Below are 14,991 nucleotides of genomic sequence, written 5' to 3'. Positions count from 1 at the left end.
GCTGCTCAGGTAGGAAGATGGCATATCACGACGCCTGGAAGAGGCCCTGCACGTTGGACAGCGTCGCGGCCGCGCCGCCTGTGTTCGATACAGTCACCTGCACGCTCGCGAACGGCAGGCCGTCGGTGCCGACTGTCGCGTAAGCTGCCGTGTTCGCGGTGATGGTTGCCGTGACTGCGGCACCCTGCGGCACGGCGCCCGCTAGATCGAGGAAGCGCTGGATGCTGATCTGACCAGCCTGTGTGCTCTTCAGGCCAACGGAGAACAGTTTCCAGCCATTCGAAACAAGCGTGGTGCCTATCAGGTTGCCGGCGGACGGAACTGTGCCGGTCAGGCCGAGTTGCGTGGGGGTCTGTAAGCACTGCAGCGCCGGGCCCAGTTCGCCGCCGGCACCGGAAAGATCGTTTCGTTGGGTCATTGCGAGGTCAACATGATGTGCGTGCGCACGCGTTCGTCATGCACTTCGAGCCGCTGCGCCATCGCGAGGTCAGCAATGATCGGAGTGCGCTGTGCGACGCCCTTGTCGATCAGGTACTCGCCAAGATTGCTCGGCACGCCGCGCGCTTCGCCGTCCGTGAACTGAACCTTGAATGTCAGCGGGTGACCATCGTCCGCGAGGAAGTCCGACGTCGGAAATTCGAGGCCGGGCTGGCAGATGACGAGGTGGTCGCGCTTGCCGGTGGTTAGAAAAAGCCGCATGTCTATCCTTTGGGTTGGTGAAAAGAAAAAGGGCATCGGCGCGAACCGATGCCCTCTGCTCAATGCCGCCCGAAGACGGCGCGTTACGACTGTGTGCAGGCTTAGTTGCTGACCACCGCGACGACCGCGTGGGCGTACGAATAGCCCTTGAAGATGATCGCGTCGAACTGGACGCCCACGAACTGGCCAGCCAGATTGCCGGTCAGGCCGAGTTGGAAGATGCGCGGCTTGCCGTCGGTGCCCTTGCCGATGTACGGGATTTCCACCATCGGCATCGTCAGGATCGCCGCGTAGTAGTTGTTGAAGCCCGACCCCGGGTTGGCGAAGCCGTACTTGCCGGTCGAATCGGTCGGCATGAACGGATCCGGGATCAGCGGCAGGTCGCCGGCCTGGGTGGCCAGATACTTCACGGTGACGCCGACGACGATCTCCTTCGTCTTCAGTTCGATGTGCGACGCCTTCGCTTCCTTCTCGATCTTGTCGATGAGCAGCGGGTTCATCGCGATCGCCGTGGGCTTCGGCTTGAAGGTTTTGTTCGCCATCATCGTGGCGACCATCGTCTTCAGACCGTCGATGATCGACGAGCCGTACGGAATCGTGGCCTGTTGCGTGATCTGTTCGAGACCGCCGACCCATTGAAGCGTCGTCGGGACGAGCAGCGACGTATCCGTGCCGGCCCAGTACATGTTCGCGCGCAGGATGATGATCGCCGTGATGATGTCTTCGACGTCCTTCGCCTGCAGCGAAGCGAACTGGCCCTGCTGCTCGGTCACGTCGCGGTCGAACAGCGACAGGTTCGATTGTGCGACGCTCGCTTTGATGAACGCGGCGCGTTCGACGCGCGTCGGACCAGACGGCGTGGCCGCGAGGTTTCGCGGATCGTTGGCCGTGGCGGCCGCGATCGCGACCTGTTCGAAGTAGCGGTGCGGGTGGCCGGTCGCGGGCACATGCGACGTGATGGCCAGCATCGGCGATTCGCGACGGATGATGTCGACGATTTCGCGCTCGAACACCGGCACTTCGAGAGCGCCAGGCCCGCTGTAGTCGGCGGCGGCCGACAAAGCGTGCATTCCCTGGCTGCTAGCGCCCAGCGTGTTGCCGAGCGCGATCAGCGCCGGATCTTCCGAAGCGGAAGCGGCGCGTGCAATGATAGTCATGGCTTTTCCTGTGAAGTCTGGATGTGAGGTGCGTTGGCGCGTCGCTTACTTGCGCAGCAGGCCGGCCTGGGCGATCTGCTGCTTGGCAGCGATCCGGGCCGAGATGCCCGTCACACCCGCCGCTTCCAGCATCGTGTCGATCTGCCCTTCGGTCAGACCTTCCTTCGTGTCCTCGACCTTAATGCCGCCCTTGGCGAGCAGCGTCATGACGTCGGACGAAAGCGTCCTGCGCGCGGGCGCTTCAGCAGCCTTGAACGCAGCGGCCTTCAGGTCGGTCAGTTGCGTGCTGAGACCGGAAAGCGTGTCCGTGATGCCCTTGATGACGGGGTTGTTCGCGTCGAGCGCCGGAGCGGCCTCGGTAGCCGGCTTTTGCGTTTCGGCCGAAGCCGCGAAGCCCCAGTCGTGGTCTCGGAAGATGTGCGGCACCTTGCCGGCGGCGGCGTCCGCTTCCATCGAAGCGGCCATATGGTGCAGAACCTTCACGTGACCGCGGTGGCTGTCCAGACCCATGCCGGCGGCTTCCATCGCGGCAGCGCAGTTGCGCAGGGCGGTGGTGTGCGGCGCGACGCGGTCGCGCGTCTCCCGGTTGGCTTGGATCGCCTGTTCGCTGGATGCCTTCAGCGTCGCGACTTCCTTCGTCACGCCTTCCAGTTGCGTCGCCAGCGGCTTGAGAGCGTTGGCGAGCAGTTCCTGCAATTCCTTCGGGTCCATATCGATTCCCTGTTCAGCCTGTGCGGCCAATGATGTTGACTGGTAGGCAGCCTTGTCCTTGTAGAGGACGGCAGCGCCGGTGAACACGCAGCTCACAATCTGAAGCAGGTCGCCCATCGGACGAGTTTGAGCCCGGACTTCGTAGCTGAAGCCCAAGTCCTCTTTCTCGTCCTGAATCTTGGTGCAAACCTGCGGAAAGTCCGCAGCGTAGAAAAAGCCTTCAATCCGCACCTCTTCGCCGACGATCTCAGCGCCCGTGATCACACCGATCTTCTGGGTGACGTTGTGGGCGCTCAGGTCGTCTGAAAAGTCCACCGCCATGCCGAGCAGGCTTTCGAGGGCCTTCTCAGCGACGTCCTTCGGCAGGTAGGTGCGCTTGCCGCCCGATCCGCCAGGCGGCAGGTCAGACGGCTGGTTCACGAACGTGAGCACGCCGGAGAACGGCATGCGGTTCGGATGGTTTGCGACTTCCGGGACGTTGAGCGACATGCCCCACAGCGTTATTGCCGCCGCGTGCACGGTCTTGTCCCAATCGGAAGTGTCGATGCCGAGTTCCTTCGCGCGGCGCAGAATCCGGGCACGCGCTTCCGAGCGCTCGGCTTCTGCGAGGCCCTGCGTGCGGTCTACCTGATCCCAGGCGAGACGCGTGTGCGTGTCGTCGTTGATCGGCAGTTTCCGCTTGCCGGGCACAGCAAAGTGCGCCGGCGGCAGTGCGTCGCGTTCCTCTTTCGAGAGCGGCATCTTCGAGTCCCCTTACAGCGCCTTCACGCGCTCGAGCAGCACCAGCGCTTCTTCGGACGGCTTGCCGACGTGCTCTGCTTGCGACGCGGCGAACTTCGCGCCGGCGAGCGCGACGACAACCGAATGCAGCGCGGCATGACACGCGAGGTCGCCAGTCGAAAGAGCCGCATCCGACATCGCCTCGAGTTCCTTGTAGAGGCTCGGGGCTTTTTCACTGCCTTTCGCGGCGCCGGCTTTGGGTGCCTGTTTCTGGTTTTCAGACATGCGAACTCCTGCGCGCCCGGCCGGTGCCGGGCGATAGCGGGGTGAATCGGGTGGATCAGGTCAGCGACGTGATCGCCGAGTTGATCGCGGTCAGGTTCGACCCGGCCGGCAGGAAGTCGGCGATCGCGTTGAGCACCTGAATCGCATCGGCGACTTTCTCGGCGGCGAAGTTCAGCATGCCGGGAAGGTCCTGGCCGTTATTCGCGCACGTCTGGGTTTCAGCCGCGAGCGGAGTGATACCGAGCAGGTTGGTACGGACGCCCATGGCGTTCTCCTATGCGTGGAAATGGAACTGCGAAAGGTCGCGCACAGGGCGCGAAAACGAGATCAGGCGACGATGAGAAGGTCGAACGTGCCTGCGGCGAGCGTTACGGTCGATGCTGAGGGCGTCAGCGTCACCGTGAAGCCGGTTTGTGTCTTGTTGCCGACGCTCAGGTCGCCCGCCTGACTCATGCAACCCAGCACGCTGTATGTCGCGGGCAGCTTCAGGCCCGTGAAAGGGATGACGACCGTCGCGCCAGCGCCGCTGCCTGCGGCGTTGGCCTGATTCGGCAGATTGCCTACCAACAGTCGATCCGGTTGCGCGAGTTGAAAGCCGTCCGGCACTTCGACGGTATGTACGGGTTGACCCATGAAGTACTCCTGTGTCGGGCGAACGCCCAGATGGATGCCTTGCGGCGATGAACAGGCGTTCGGCCTGCTATTCGATGCTGGTGAGCGCCGGATTGGCGGTCTTCGCGCCCTTTGCCGCCTCGATAGCGATCTGCGCGTCGGCGCTGATCATGTCGCCGAACCGGCTTTCGAGTGGCGGCAGATTTCGGCGCGCGCGGTATTCGTTCGGCGTGATCGCGTTGTTCTTGTATTCGAGCTGGTAGATCTCAGCCGTGGCCTTCTCGTCTTCGCGGTCGAGACCGCCGGGCGTCAGTTCGATGTTGCTGTAGCCGAGCCGCCCCCAGATGACCTCGCGGTTGATGTACGCGCAGATCGTCTTCGCGACAGGCTTGATCGACAGATCCCAGTCACGGTCCTCCGCCACCTCGCCGTTGTTGCGATTGATGTTCTGCTCGACGCCGAGGTTCTGCGGGCTGATACCGAACGCCACCGCGATCTCGCGGATGACAAACTCCTGGTACTTCAGGAAGAGGGCGTCATCGTCGGTGCCGCGCAGCGTGAGCACCTTTGCATCAGCACCACCGACGACAGGCGTTTGGCCCTGGCCTTCAATGTCGTTGCGCCAGTAGCCGCGGAAGGCCTCAATCGTCGTCTGATCCGCGCCCTGCATGAAGATCAGGTTCTGCGGATGAGCGTTCGCCGCAACGTCGCCCGCATACTCGGAGACCCCGAGCAGGCGGTTGATCGACTGGAACGCCACCTCGAGCGCGCCGAACGCGAATGGCGAGTCGGTGGTGATGCGATCGCGGATGTACACCAGCTCGCGATTAAGCAGGTCGCGGCCCTGCGCCACGCCGACATTGCCGAAGCCGAACGTCTGGCAGTAGCGCGCCATCGACTCGCTGCCATCCCAGTCTGCGTAGATCTGGATCGACAATGCATCGACTGGCCACAGCCAGAGCGGCCGAAGCTTGTCGCCGCCGACCTGCTGCTCGATCGCCCCGGCGCCGCACACGAGCAGGTCTTCAATGACCTGCTGCAGCAAGGAATCGAACGAGTCTTCGTGATTGGGGCTGAACAGGCACGCCGACGTGACGTCGATCTGCCGCTTGATCTCGCTGTTCTCTGCGATGTCCTTTTTGACCTTCACCGCCCATTCGAGCGAGCAGATCGAGCGCGTATAGAACTGGATAGCGCGCGTGGCATACGGCGTGCGGGAAAAATACCGCAGGTTCGCCGGCACCGGCTTGATCATCGGGCGCGAATCGCGCAGGTTCCACGAACCTACCTGGCGCATGCGCGCGTACTGCGATGTCACGCGATGCGGTTCGTGTCGCGGGCGGCCGGCGGTGAGCGCGCGCACTGCGCCAGTCACCGCGCGCTTGATTCGCGTCCAGCGCGAAGGCGGCGGTCGCTGATGCAGCTTCGTGTGATCCATGGAAGGTCCGTTGCGGCCGTGAGCGCTGGCGCGCGAAGGCTCATTTCGAAATCGACGCGAACGCGAATGCGTTACGCACGACCGGCCATCGATAGGTTATGAAGTACCCAAGGGCGTCCGGACAGTGATCCTTGCCAGCGGTCTTGTCCGGCTCGCCGTTTTTGTCGTAGACCTGTTGCTCAAGACACTCGGTCAGCACCGGTGCTAGTTGCGTATTCACCTGCAGCGCACGGTGGCCAGTCCCACTCAGGACTAGGCCGTTCACGGAATTCACCCGGTCGCGGACCGCCGGATTGGTCGGATGCGCGCAAACCGTGAAGCCATGGTCGCGCAGGATCTGCAGGTCTGACAGCGATGCGTTGATCGACTTGTGCCCTTGACCACTTGCGTCCGGATAAACCGAGATGTGATGGCCTGCGAAGCGCTCGGTCAACATCTGCGCAAGCGTCGGCGTGTCGCGAACGCCGGTCAGTTCGCCGACGACGATCGGCTGATCAAACCGCGTGACGCAGATGATCGCCGTGCAGTTGTAGACGTTGAAATCGATGCCGATGTGCAACGGCTCGCCCGGCATCGCGAACGTCTCAACGTGATTCAGGTGCCGACTGAACTCTGGATATACCGCGCCGCTCGTCAGGTTGACGAACAGTCCTTCCAGATACGCGTCCAGCAGATTCGCCGGGTAGATTTCGCGCAACTGATCAATGTAGCCGTCCGGCAGAAACGGATTGCTCGACGTGGGCGCGCGATACAGCGTGTACCCAGTCTTCGGCGCTTTCTCCCACGTTTCGTAGACAAACCGGAAACCTTCCGGGGTCGTGGCGATGGCCAGTGTGTTCTTCTCGCCGTCGGGCTTTTTCTTGCGGCAACGCGCGAGGCATTTGCGCCAGGCATTGGCGGCCTTTTTCTGTTCGAGCGTGTCGAACTCGTCGATGCCGCCGTCGGAAATCTCAAACCCGACGATTCGGTTCGGATCGTCGAGCGTGCGGAAGATGCAACTGCCGCCGGTACCGACCTTCAGTTCCTTGTCCGCCTTGTTCAGCTTGTGCCGGATCTTCATCGCATCCAGCCGCTCTTCGAACTTCGGCCACGCGATGAGACTGATCAGGTCGTACGTCGGCGCGAAATAGCCCACGTTGAACTGCGGGTACAGCAACTTCTTGATCATCAGGCGCGTGACGAGCGCATCCGATTTTCCTGCACCGAAACCGCCCACGAAAGCAGGAAACTGCGCTTCGGAGAATACGAACCGTTCTTGCGGCTCCGTGAGCGTCAGATCGACGTCGAGTTCACGCGTCATCTTTGACCGCCCGTCGCACCGTGATGCGGATGGACTCCGGTGGCTCTTCGTTCCCTTCCGCGAGATCCTTGCGCGTCTTCTCCAGCATGGCGACGCGCGCCGTCAGCCGATCGATCAAACCTGCGTAATCACGCACCTTGTAGTGCTTCTCCGACTTTGCGGTGACCTTCTCGGCGCCTTCGCGCTCGACCTCGCTATCAAGCTCCGCCGTGTCGCCGCGCTCCTCTTCGAGCCGTAGCGCACGCATCAGGCGGATGCGCGTCAGGCGCAGCTCTTCGTCAACGCTGCCCAGCGACAGCGACGCCGCGATACGGCGCTCGTCGGGCGACAGGAACTTGCTGTACAGCGACCCCGGCTTCGCAGCGTTCCTGCTGCCCTTGGCCGGCCCCGTACTGGCTCCGCCGTGCAACTTGCACCGCCGCTTTCCTTCCATCGGGGCGCGCTTGCACGGCTCACCCGAGCGAGTCTTCGCCCCACAAGCTTTCGCCATGTGCGGCCTCGTTCATAGGGTTATTTCCGCAAAACCAGCGTTTGAGCGTGGAGACTGAGTGTTTTGTTGCTCTCAGGGGCGCGGGTGCGGAGAAAAATTCACTCAAAACAATGGTGCCAGCCGCCCAGCGCCGCTTGAAATCCGGCATTGCGCCGGCAAAGGAGGTGGGCTTACGTTCTGTCGGCCGACTGCCGCGGATGTCAGGGCTCTCACGGCCTACCCGTTCAATACAAAGAGCCCGGCGCGAGGCCGGGCGAATCTCGACGAAGGGACGTCGGGAGGAGACGCTGGAGCGAACTGTCGGATTCGGACCGACGACCGAGTGCTTGGAAGGCACCGACTCTACCAACTGAGCTAAGTTCGCATGTGTGGTTGCGGGGCGCGGAATCGAACCGCGTGCATTCGGGTTATGAGCCCGACGGTCTACCGGTGGCGTACACCCGCAACTGTAAAACGAGCGCGTTGCATAATAACGCTTGACGTTAATAACGCAATGCGTTACTATCTTTCACATGATCTCTTCATTCAACGACCGCGACACTGAAACCCTGTTCAAGGGCACCCGCGTCGCGCGGTTCGCAAATATCGAAAAGGTGGCGACGCGCAAGCTGCAACAACTGCATGCTGCGGCGACGCTGGACTTTCTCCGCGTACCGCCGGCGAACCGGCTGGAGTTGCTGAAGGGCGACCGCGCCGGTCAGTACAGCATCCGGATCAACGACCAGTGGCGCATCTGCTTCCGGTTCGAAAACGGAAACGCAACGAACGTAGAGATCGTGGACTACCACTGAGGTGGTAGTTCCTGTTTTGTTCTCAATGGAGTGAGAAAAATGGCACGTGAAATTCCGCTGGCCACGCCGGGAGAAATCCTCGCGTTGGATTGGCTCGAACCTATGGGCATCACCCAGTACGCGCTCGCGAAGGCGATCGACGTACCGGCGCGCCGCATCAACGAAATCGTCAAGGGCGAACGCTCGATCACGGCCGATACCGCCGTGCGCCTTGCCGCGTACTTCGGTACGGACCCGCAGAGCTGGATGAGCCTCCAGACGCATTACGACACCGAGATGGCGCGCGACAAGATCGGCGAGGAAAAGCTCGCCGAGATCAAGCAGCACGCCGTCGCGGCATGATTGGTGGTTGAAGGCTAATGCGACCAGCCCGCATGGCGCTGTGGCCCGCTATCGCGGCGCGCGGCCGGTGATGCTTCACCCTCAAGGAAACCGCCAACCCGTTCGCCGCTCGGGCGCGCTTGGCCAGCCGTGCCGGCAGTCTGCGGTTTCGTTCAGGGTGCCAGTCCGGGTGTGATCTGCGGCGCCGGCCGCCGCGTGACTGGCGAAACTTAGTGGTGCGTGCCAAACATCGCCTGCGCGGCCTCATCGGGCGTCAAGCCGGCGGTGTAATAACCATGCAGCACGCCATACGCGTGTTCCGTCGGTCGCCACGGCGGCACAATCAAGCCTGCATACGCGGCCGCGTCGATCGCGCTGCGCGTCCATTCAAACAGCATGGCGCGCTGGCTTTCCGACAGATCGTCCATAAGGACATCCAGGGTTTACGACAGACTTGAGAAGAGTTCGAAGGCCCATATTTCCGCGTGAGGCGCTGGAGGGCCAGCGCCGTCAACCACACGAAAAATAGGACCGGAAAAATGACACAATTTTTGACCCGCGTAGAGCTTTACGATTCCGAAGATGCCGATTACGAAGACCTTCACGAGCAAATGGCCAAACGCGGCTTCAAAAGAACCATAGTTGTAAACCTGGACGACGATACGGAGCACACTTATCAACTGCCTCGCGCCGAGTACTTAATCAACGGTGATTTCACGAGGAAAGACGTCTATGACAAAGGCCGTTCGGCGGTAAATGCGATTAAAAAACGAGGAGGTGTCGTTGTTACTCAGTCGAGCGGTATTTATGTTGGAGGCTTGAAAAAAGCTAAGTCGACAGCGTGAAAAACGCAAAAGCCCCGCGCGGCGAACCGGGCAGGGCTTTCTTGGTGACACTTTTCGAATCTGGCGAAATTCTGAACCTAATCCGCCAACTTCGCAAGCACTATTTACGATATCAATTCAGGTTCTTCGATCTCCACCAAGCCGTCTCGCTGAAACAGCGGCTTCAACCGTTGCACGGCCTGATCTTCCAGCCCGCGCATTCGCTTGCGAATCGTGAACGCCGCGCGCTCCAAGGTGCGCACCGGGATGCTGCAGTCCTTCGAGATGCTGGCGTAGGAGAAGTCACGCTCGCGCTGGTGCGGGAAGGCGTGCGCCGCGATCAGCGCCATGATCGCGTCGCGGTTCGAAATGTTCAGAGTGGGGCGCAGATAGGCCGCCATGCCGAACACGCCGCGCTTCCATTCCATTGACGGCGGGATGCCGGGGTCGGCCGCGAAGTCGGCGGACTTCGGCCGCGCAGGGATGCCGCGCGCGTACCTGATCCAGGTTGCGTACCGCTCGGGTGGCGGCAACTGGTCGCGCGCCGCGGCAACCACCATCGCGCACTGGGCGCGGATCTCGTCGCCCGTCAACCCGTCGAAGTCGATCATGCCGGACCGAGACCCGTGCAGATAGTCAAGAAACTCGGCCTGTCGCCGGCTGAGTGTGCCGATCGATTCGAGGATCTGGATCAGCGCGAGCCGAAACGTGTTCTTCTGGCGCGGCGGAAGCGAGACCACCAAAAAGCCGACGTGTAGTGCTTGCTGCGTGCTTTCGAAAATTGCGTCCATATGGTTCTCGCTTTAGTGGGCGGGCGCTTTGCGCTGCTTTGCCACCGGAGTGGCGACTTCAATTACGGAGTACTTCGGGCACCGCTCGGTGTCGTACAGATCACCTACTGCCTTGCGCATGCCCTTCCTGCAGGTGAACTTCTCGAATCCTGGCGTGCGGTCCTGTTCGACAAACCGGCAACCGTGGCAGCACGCGCGCTGCTTGCGCTGCAGGACGATCACAGGATCGTCGGCAGATGGCCAGTTCTTGCTCAAGCGTCTTCCTCTCCCGTGACGCCGAGGAATCGGTATTCGATGCCGCGTTCCGTCGCGATGCCGACGTCGTAGAACGTCGGCTCCAGAACCGGCTGCTGGGTGGCAACCGCCTTCATACGCAGGGGTGCCCAAATCGGGCTTGCCGCGCTCCTTGTTATATCGGTCGCGCGCAGGCAGTCCATCTTGCTGCGGACATGCTCTAGCCTGCCGGCAGGTTTCCCTTCAGCGACCTTGGAAAGCCAGTCGAGAGCAACGGAAGTCTCCGGAAACCCGACGAGCCACCGCCGCGCTTGCGCACACTCGAAACGCCACCGTTCAAGTTCAGCGAGCTCGCGGCCGGCGATCTTCCACTTCAGCCAGTTCAGCATGTCAGTGCCCGCAAGGAAGGTTGCCGTAGGGATCGGTCGCTGCGCCGCAACTTCCGCAAATGCTTCTGCCCTGCATCCGAGGCGTAACGGCGAATGTCGCTGCACATTGACGATCGATCAATGCGGCCATCACATCGAAGGAGAAAGCGGCGACGCCATCATCGGCAGGCTGTGTGTGCTCGACGCGATCTTCGCGGTTCGTATCCTGGTTCATATGACTCCTTTGGCGTGCAACCTGACGATTGAACGGATGTGCCCCTCGTGCCACGCGACAACGACTTCGGCGTAGGTCATGCCGCGCGGCGGCGGGCGCTGGCCGTCGTACACCGCATCGCATGCCGTACACGCGTACGCGCCGCAAAGGTCGTCCGCCTTCAACGCGCCACCTTTGCCGCCGGCGGCGCCACGGTAGTGACTCCAGATCGTCGCGGCCGGATCGCACAGGCACGCGCCTGGTAGGCGGACAAGGCAGTCTTCGTCGCGCGCCGAGTCGCGGATCTTCTGATTGCGGTAGGTGAGGGTTTTCGGGAACACGAGGCGCGCGGTCATTCGTCGAACTCCGCGAAGATCGCCTCGATCATTCGTTCGCCACCCTCGGCGTCGAGGTGCGGCCAGAGATAGCGCGTCGCGTGCTCACTGCGCAGAAATGCGATCGCGTCGTCGTGGAACTGGCGCATCGTGTCCTCGTCGCACTTTCGATAGCTGATCGATCGCGGCACCGGCACGACCCCGCCGCGAGGGCCGGCCATCCAGTCGACGAAACCGGCACCAATCTTCAGCCAGGTCCGAAATTGCTCGAACGACCGGATCCGCTCCTGACACTTGAAGACAGCCACTTCGATTTTCATGTGTCGGCGGTGAAAGCCCCCATGCCGCGCCGTCCACGTCTCAATGCTGAACATCTCGCCGACACCGGCGCGCGTGATCCAGTTCCAGAACCGACGCCAAGACTTCTGGTCGGACTCGGCCAGCCCGTCGATCATCTCGAAGAGAGCAAGGCGCAGCGTGGCGCGCTGCTCGTCGCTGAGTTGCAGGTCGCTGCGTTTCACCAACGTGATTTCGCTCATTCGCCGCATCCTGAACCGATCTCGCCGGCGTCGGTCGGCGCAGTGAACTCGCGCCAGTGAACGAACCGGCTGGGGCAGAGAAAGCCCCATTCGCGCACGCGCGGCCCCGTGAGGAAGAGCGTCCAGCAGGGGCCATCGATCAGTTCGATACGATGCGCGGCCGCGCCCCAGCGGAACTTGATGGTGCCAGCCTCGCGGTCGACAAAATCGTGCGGGCCGTCGCTGTACCACTCTCGGTACCGGCCGCGCAACAGGATGCTCAACTTCCACAACCACGGATGCGTGTGGCGCGCCCGATCGTCGTCCGACCGCAGGAAGTGGTGCAGGTACGCGTTCAGAAAGCGATTGCGTGGGATCGTCCACCAGCGGCGCAAATAAGGGGCATCCGCACCGCCGATGATGAAGTCCGGACGCCGCCGCGTGACGCGCGCAATGAACCAGTTGCCGATTTGCACGTTCACGATTCAGTACCCCTTGTGCGGATTGCGCTTCAGGTCAGCCGCGGCGCGCTCGCGCTCGACGCGGTAGCGGCCCTCCCGCGGCGTTTCCTTACGCGGCGCAGGCTTCTGCTCGGCCTGCTCACGGATGACCTTGGCCTGGTCGCGAATGATGGGATCGTGGGAGTTCATGCGGCCGCCCGGTCGTCATCCAGCAGGTTGCGCACGACGCGCCCCCGGCGATCGACCGGCACGGTCGCGAGGCCCGCAGCCACAGCGAACGGACTTGCTTGCGCGGCGTTCTCGGCCATCCTCGTGAGTTGTTTGCGCTGGACTCGCGAGAGCGGCACTGGTTTCGCAACGATTTCACCAGCACCCAGAGCCCAGACCTCGCTCCACGGACCAACATTTCCGGATCGCGTCCACCGCACAACCTGGACCTTCGGATCGTCGGATTCGAGGTTGCTGCGCAGGAGGCGGCCAATCCATTCGCGGCACGCGCCCACCCGATCCGCAACGTCGTACGCGCGCGCGGGTTTCTTCTCCAGTTCCGCGAGTACGAGCGGGAGAAGATGCGAAAAGTCGCGCCGAAGCGGCACAGGGCGCTGGCCAAGTCCCATTTCGCTTGCGTGACAGCTAACAGCCTGCGGCGTTCGATCAGGCCAGAGATGCATCATCTGAGCGTACGGCATGCCACTCGCATGCACGGCGCGCACGTTCGCCTCTTCCTTCGTTGTCCACGGTTTGCTCACGCTGCCTCCTGTTCAAGTTGGCGCGCCACCACGTCGACGCGCGGCGAGAGCGCGTATCGCTTCTTCAGCAGCACGTCGGTGATACGCGCGTCGTCGACGTAGACCACGCCGTTCATCCCATCTTTCAATGCCTTCAGAACGTTGTCCGCGTCCGGCTTTTTCGTCGCTCCGATCAAGCCGGTCCGCGCCTTCTCCTGTTTCTTCTTCGACCAGCTCTGCGGAATTGGCAGGTAGATCGCGACCGTCAGTTCGACCGGCCTGTCGAACGGTTCGGCGCCGCGCATCGCCTCCTGAGCGGCGAGCCGCACCAGGTTCTCGTACTTAACGGTGGTCTCGGGCGTGTAATGGCGCGTGAAGACGCGCTGCTGACCGTTCTGGCCGACGTCGATGCGGGAACTCGATTTCGCGCGACCCTTGGCGACTGGCGTACCAGGAACCGAAAACACGATCTGTTTCATGCATGCCCCCTAACAGCCGCGATCAGCAGCGCTGTCGAAGATGAGTCCAGATGCGTGACACCGATCAGCGGTTTGTCGCCGCCGCCGGCAAGGACCGCCTTTGCCGCCTCAGAATCGCCAATCAGCATCGGTCCCTCCGAGCGGAATCCGTGCCGTTGGTTCGAGGCTTCGGAGACACCGATCAGCACTGGCAGGTATTCGGGAACCTCGGTGCGCATGCGGTATCCGCGGTAGCGGTTGACGAACTCGTTGCGCACGAATGGCCATTCGTCGTCGCCTTTCCCACCGACCATTACCCAGCCACCCATGTCGGTCACAACCCGGTGAATCAGAGCGTCGTCGAACACCACGCTGCGGTAGGTTCCGACCTCGCGCACCGCGCGATCCACTTTCGACCAGGCAACCAGCGCCGCATCTTGGGTGGATCCGGCGAGCATCTTCACGACGTCGGCCGGTTTCGGAAGAAACTGCCCTGAATCCGGGTTCACGCAGTGCCTGTTCAGAGCTTCCTTCACGGCGGGGAAGTCGTACGGGGACATCGCCTGCCACCACACATCGAGGGCGAAATCCGACGCATCTTTTCCGTAAAACCCGTACACGCCGCTCATGAGCGTGCCGAAATCCGAGCGATCCTCTTCGATCATGATCGACCTCCGTTTGCCCACCGTTGGGCGACCTGTTGATTTCGAGCCTCAAGGGCTTCCTGTCGGTTTATTGGCGTCGCACCAGTCTTGGCATTCGCCGCCCCGCTGAGGGACTTCTCGCGACGAACCCAGTTGCGCCAGGTTGCTTCCCAGTCGGCTTTGCGCGCCTTCGCTCCGCCTTCTGCAAGCCAGTGATCGCGGAATTGATCCGCGACCTTGCGGACCATGTCCGCATTCCAGTCCGGTCGCTCATTGAGCGCCCATTCGCCCCATTTCTTCGGGAGTGCCCAGTCCGTGGGCAACCGAGTGGCGCGAGAGCGATCCGACCGCGCAGCGGGAGGATTGGGAGACGCACTTGCGTTGCTCTCACCTCGGTTTACCACTGACGTATCTTCTCTACTCTTATCTTCTCTACTCTTATCGGTTACCCCATGGGTTACCGGTGGGTTACCCGTGGGAAACCCATGGGTTTTAGAGGAATCCTCATTGTTGAGCTTGCGCGGGCGTCCACCCTTGCTGCCGTTACTCCAGGCCGCTATCAGGGCGGCGTTGTACTCTGCCCACCCGACAACTTCGATTTCACCGCCAGCTCGTTTTGTGAATCCGCTTTGCTCCATTGCGGACTCGAACGCCTGAGGGTCGCCGGAATGGTGGCAAATACCCTGAAGTCCTGCGGCCGGCAGGTCAAAGACCCACTTTCGCCGGTTCTGGCAATGCGCCCACAGGCGAAGCACGTAAATGGGTGCCATCTCGTCCTGACCGAGTAGGCCGACGAGCATCCGCGTTCTCCAGTGATCAACAAAATCAGGATCAACGATCACATTCTTGCCTTAAAACCCATGGGTTACCCGTGGGTTATTGGTTTTCCAAG

At 62.0% G+C, this 14,991-nt stretch carries 26 protein-coding genes and 2 tRNA genes; 3 read left to right on the top strand and 25 right to left on the bottom strand.

The window, feature by feature from the left end; genetic code table 11:
- Positions 1-25: 25 nt before the first annotated feature.
- The 12 genes from LFL96_RS21180 to LFL96_RS21125 form a co-directional block, all read right to left on the bottom strand.
- Positions 26-418 (bottom strand): hypothetical protein, encoded by a 393-nt coding sequence (locus tag LFL96_RS21180; RefSeq protein WP_281002664.1) that lies wholly within the window; start codon positions 416-418, stop codon positions 26-28.
- Positions 415-699, bottom strand: a complete 285-nt coding sequence (locus LFL96_RS21175) for a hypothetical protein (protein WP_281002663.1) — start codon at positions 697-699, stop codon at positions 415-417. The genes LFL96_RS21180 and LFL96_RS21175 overlap by 4 nt, the downstream gene beginning before the upstream one ends.
- Before the next feature lie 101 nt (positions 700-800).
- On the bottom strand, positions 801-1,856 hold the full coding sequence (locus tag LFL96_RS21170) for a hypothetical protein (RefSeq protein ID WP_281002662.1): 1,056 nt from the start codon (positions 1,854-1,856) through the stop codon (positions 801-803).
- A 45-nt stretch (positions 1,857-1,901) separates the two neighbouring features.
- A complete protein-coding gene (locus LFL96_RS21165; protein WP_281002661.1) occupies positions 1,902-3,308 on the bottom strand; it encodes a DUF6582 domain-containing protein in 1,407 nt (468 codons plus the stop codon).
- A gap of 12 nt (positions 3,309-3,320) precedes the next feature.
- Positions 3,321-3,572, bottom strand: coding sequence for a hypothetical protein (locus LFL96_RS21160; RefSeq protein WP_281002660.1), 252 nt, complete (start codon positions 3,570-3,572; stop codon positions 3,321-3,323).
- 55 nt (positions 3,573-3,627) lie between these two features.
- Positions 3,628-3,837, bottom strand: coding sequence for a hypothetical protein (locus LFL96_RS21155; RefSeq protein WP_281002659.1), 210 nt, complete (start codon positions 3,835-3,837; stop codon positions 3,628-3,630).
- A gap of 62 nt (positions 3,838-3,899) precedes the next feature.
- Entirely contained in the window at positions 3,900-4,205 is a 306-nt protein-coding gene (locus LFL96_RS21150; RefSeq protein WP_281002658.1) for a hypothetical protein, read from the bottom strand.
- 67 nt (positions 4,206-4,272) lie between these two features.
- Positions 4,273-5,622 (bottom strand): phage portal protein, encoded by a 1,350-nt coding sequence (locus LFL96_RS21145; protein ID WP_281002657.1) that lies wholly within the window; start codon positions 5,620-5,622, stop codon positions 4,273-4,275.
- A gap of 40 nt (positions 5,623-5,662) precedes the next feature.
- Complete coding sequence (locus LFL96_RS21140) at positions 5,663-6,922, bottom strand: phage terminase large subunit (protein ID WP_281002656.1); 1,260 nt, start codon at positions 6,920-6,922, stop codon at positions 5,663-5,665.
- Positions 6,912-7,412 carry an HGGxSTG domain-containing protein gene (locus LFL96_RS21135; RefSeq protein ID WP_281002655.1) on the bottom strand — a complete coding sequence of 167 codons (501 nt, stop codon included), beginning with the start codon at positions 7,410-7,412 and terminating at the stop codon, positions 6,912-6,914. The genes LFL96_RS21140 and LFL96_RS21135 overlap by 11 nt, the downstream gene beginning before the upstream one ends.
- A 288-nt stretch (positions 7,413-7,700) precedes the next feature.
- Positions 7,701-7,776 (bottom strand) — tRNA-Gly (locus LFL96_RS21130).
- Between the two features lie 5 nt (positions 7,777-7,781).
- Positions 7,782-7,857: transfer RNA gene (locus LFL96_RS21125), tRNA-Met, on the bottom strand.
- A gap of 67 nt (positions 7,858-7,924) precedes the next feature.
- Between LFL96_RS21125 and LFL96_RS21120 the strand changes: the two genes are divergently transcribed.
- Positions 7,925-8,203 carry a type II toxin-antitoxin system RelE/ParE family toxin gene (locus tag LFL96_RS21120; RefSeq protein ID WP_281002654.1) on the top strand — a complete coding sequence of 93 codons (279 nt, stop codon included), beginning with the start codon at positions 7,925-7,927 and terminating at the stop codon, positions 8,201-8,203.
- 39 nt (positions 8,204-8,242) lie between these two features.
- Positions 8,243-8,545, top strand: coding sequence for a HigA family addiction module antitoxin (locus tag LFL96_RS21115; RefSeq protein ID WP_281002653.1), 303 nt, complete (start codon positions 8,243-8,245; stop codon positions 8,543-8,545).
- Between the two features lie 209 nt (positions 8,546-8,754).
- On the opposite strand, the gene LFL96_RS21110 is transcribed toward LFL96_RS21115, so the two are convergent.
- On the bottom strand, positions 8,755-8,952 hold the full coding sequence (locus tag LFL96_RS21110; RefSeq protein WP_281002652.1) for a hypothetical protein: 198 nt from the start codon (positions 8,950-8,952) through the stop codon (positions 8,755-8,757).
- Positions 8,953-9,063: 111 nt separating this feature from the next.
- Between LFL96_RS21110 and LFL96_RS21105 the strand changes: the two genes are divergently transcribed.
- A complete protein-coding gene (locus tag LFL96_RS21105; protein WP_281002651.1) occupies positions 9,064-9,369 on the top strand; it encodes a hypothetical protein in 306 nt (101 codons plus the stop codon).
- 104 nt (positions 9,370-9,473) lie between these two features.
- Here LFL96_RS21105 and LFL96_RS21100 read toward each other — a convergent pair whose 3' ends face one another.
- The 12 genes from LFL96_RS21100 to LFL96_RS21045 are packed head-to-tail and all read right to left on the bottom strand — an operon-like array spanning position 9,474 to position 14,941.
- On the bottom strand, positions 9,474-10,139 hold the full coding sequence (locus tag LFL96_RS21100; protein ID WP_281002650.1) for a hypothetical protein: 666 nt from the start codon (positions 10,137-10,139) through the stop codon (positions 9,474-9,476).
- 12 nt (positions 10,140-10,151) lie between these two features.
- Positions 10,152-10,394 carry a hypothetical protein gene (locus tag LFL96_RS21095; protein WP_281002649.1) on the bottom strand — a complete coding sequence of 81 codons (243 nt, stop codon included), beginning with the start codon at positions 10,392-10,394 and terminating at the stop codon, positions 10,152-10,154.
- Positions 10,391-10,762, bottom strand: a complete 372-nt coding sequence (locus LFL96_RS21090; protein WP_281002648.1) for a hypothetical protein — start codon at positions 10,760-10,762, stop codon at positions 10,391-10,393. Before LFL96_RS21090 ends, LFL96_RS21095 begins: the two co-directional genes overlap by 4 nt.
- Before the next feature lies 1 nt (position 10,763).
- Positions 10,764-10,976: a hypothetical protein gene (locus tag LFL96_RS21085; protein WP_281002647.1), complete on the bottom strand. Its 213-nt coding sequence runs from the start codon at positions 10,974-10,976 to the stop codon at positions 10,764-10,766.
- Complete coding sequence (locus tag LFL96_RS21080; protein WP_281002646.1) at positions 10,973-11,311, bottom strand: nuclease domain-containing protein; 339 nt, start codon at positions 11,309-11,311, stop codon at positions 10,973-10,975. The genes LFL96_RS21085 and LFL96_RS21080 overlap by 4 nt, the downstream gene beginning before the upstream one ends.
- Entirely contained in the window at positions 11,308-11,829 is a 522-nt protein-coding gene (locus LFL96_RS21075; protein ID WP_281002645.1) for a DUF1367 family protein, read from the bottom strand. Before LFL96_RS21075 ends, LFL96_RS21080 begins: the two co-directional genes overlap by 4 nt.
- A complete protein-coding gene (locus tag LFL96_RS21070; protein WP_281002644.1) occupies positions 11,826-12,290 on the bottom strand; it encodes a hypothetical protein in 465 nt (154 codons plus the stop codon). The genes LFL96_RS21075 and LFL96_RS21070 overlap by 4 nt, the downstream gene beginning before the upstream one ends.
- 3 nt (positions 12,291-12,293) lie before the next feature.
- The gene (locus tag LFL96_RS21065; RefSeq protein ID WP_281002643.1) at positions 12,294-12,458 is read right to left on the bottom strand and encodes a hypothetical protein; all 165 of its coding nucleotides are present in this window, start codon (positions 12,456-12,458) and stop codon (positions 12,294-12,296) included.
- Positions 12,455-13,018, bottom strand: coding sequence for a hypothetical protein (locus LFL96_RS21060; RefSeq protein ID WP_281002642.1), 564 nt, complete (start codon positions 13,016-13,018; stop codon positions 12,455-12,457). Before LFL96_RS21060 ends, LFL96_RS21065 begins: the two co-directional genes overlap by 4 nt.
- On the bottom strand, positions 13,015-13,476 hold the full coding sequence (locus LFL96_RS21055; RefSeq protein WP_281002641.1) for a RusA family crossover junction endodeoxyribonuclease: 462 nt from the start codon (positions 13,474-13,476) through the stop codon (positions 13,015-13,017). Before LFL96_RS21055 ends, LFL96_RS21060 begins: the two co-directional genes overlap by 4 nt.
- Positions 13,473-14,120, bottom strand: a complete 648-nt coding sequence (locus LFL96_RS21050) for a DUF6475 domain-containing protein (protein WP_281002640.1) — start codon at positions 14,118-14,120, stop codon at positions 13,473-13,475. The genes LFL96_RS21055 and LFL96_RS21050 overlap by 4 nt, the downstream gene beginning before the upstream one ends.
- Positions 14,117-14,941, bottom strand: a complete 825-nt coding sequence (locus LFL96_RS21045; RefSeq protein ID WP_281002639.1) for a hypothetical protein — start codon at positions 14,939-14,941, stop codon at positions 14,117-14,119. Before LFL96_RS21045 ends, LFL96_RS21050 begins: the two co-directional genes overlap by 4 nt.
- Positions 14,942-14,991: the final 50 nt, after the last annotated feature.

The organism is Paraburkholderia sp. D15 (assembly GCF_029910215.1).
In the GTDB taxonomy this organism is placed as follows: Bacteria; Pseudomonadota; Gammaproteobacteria; order Burkholderiales; family Burkholderiaceae; genus Paraburkholderia.
This window is presented reverse-complemented; position numbering and strand designations above follow the sequence as displayed.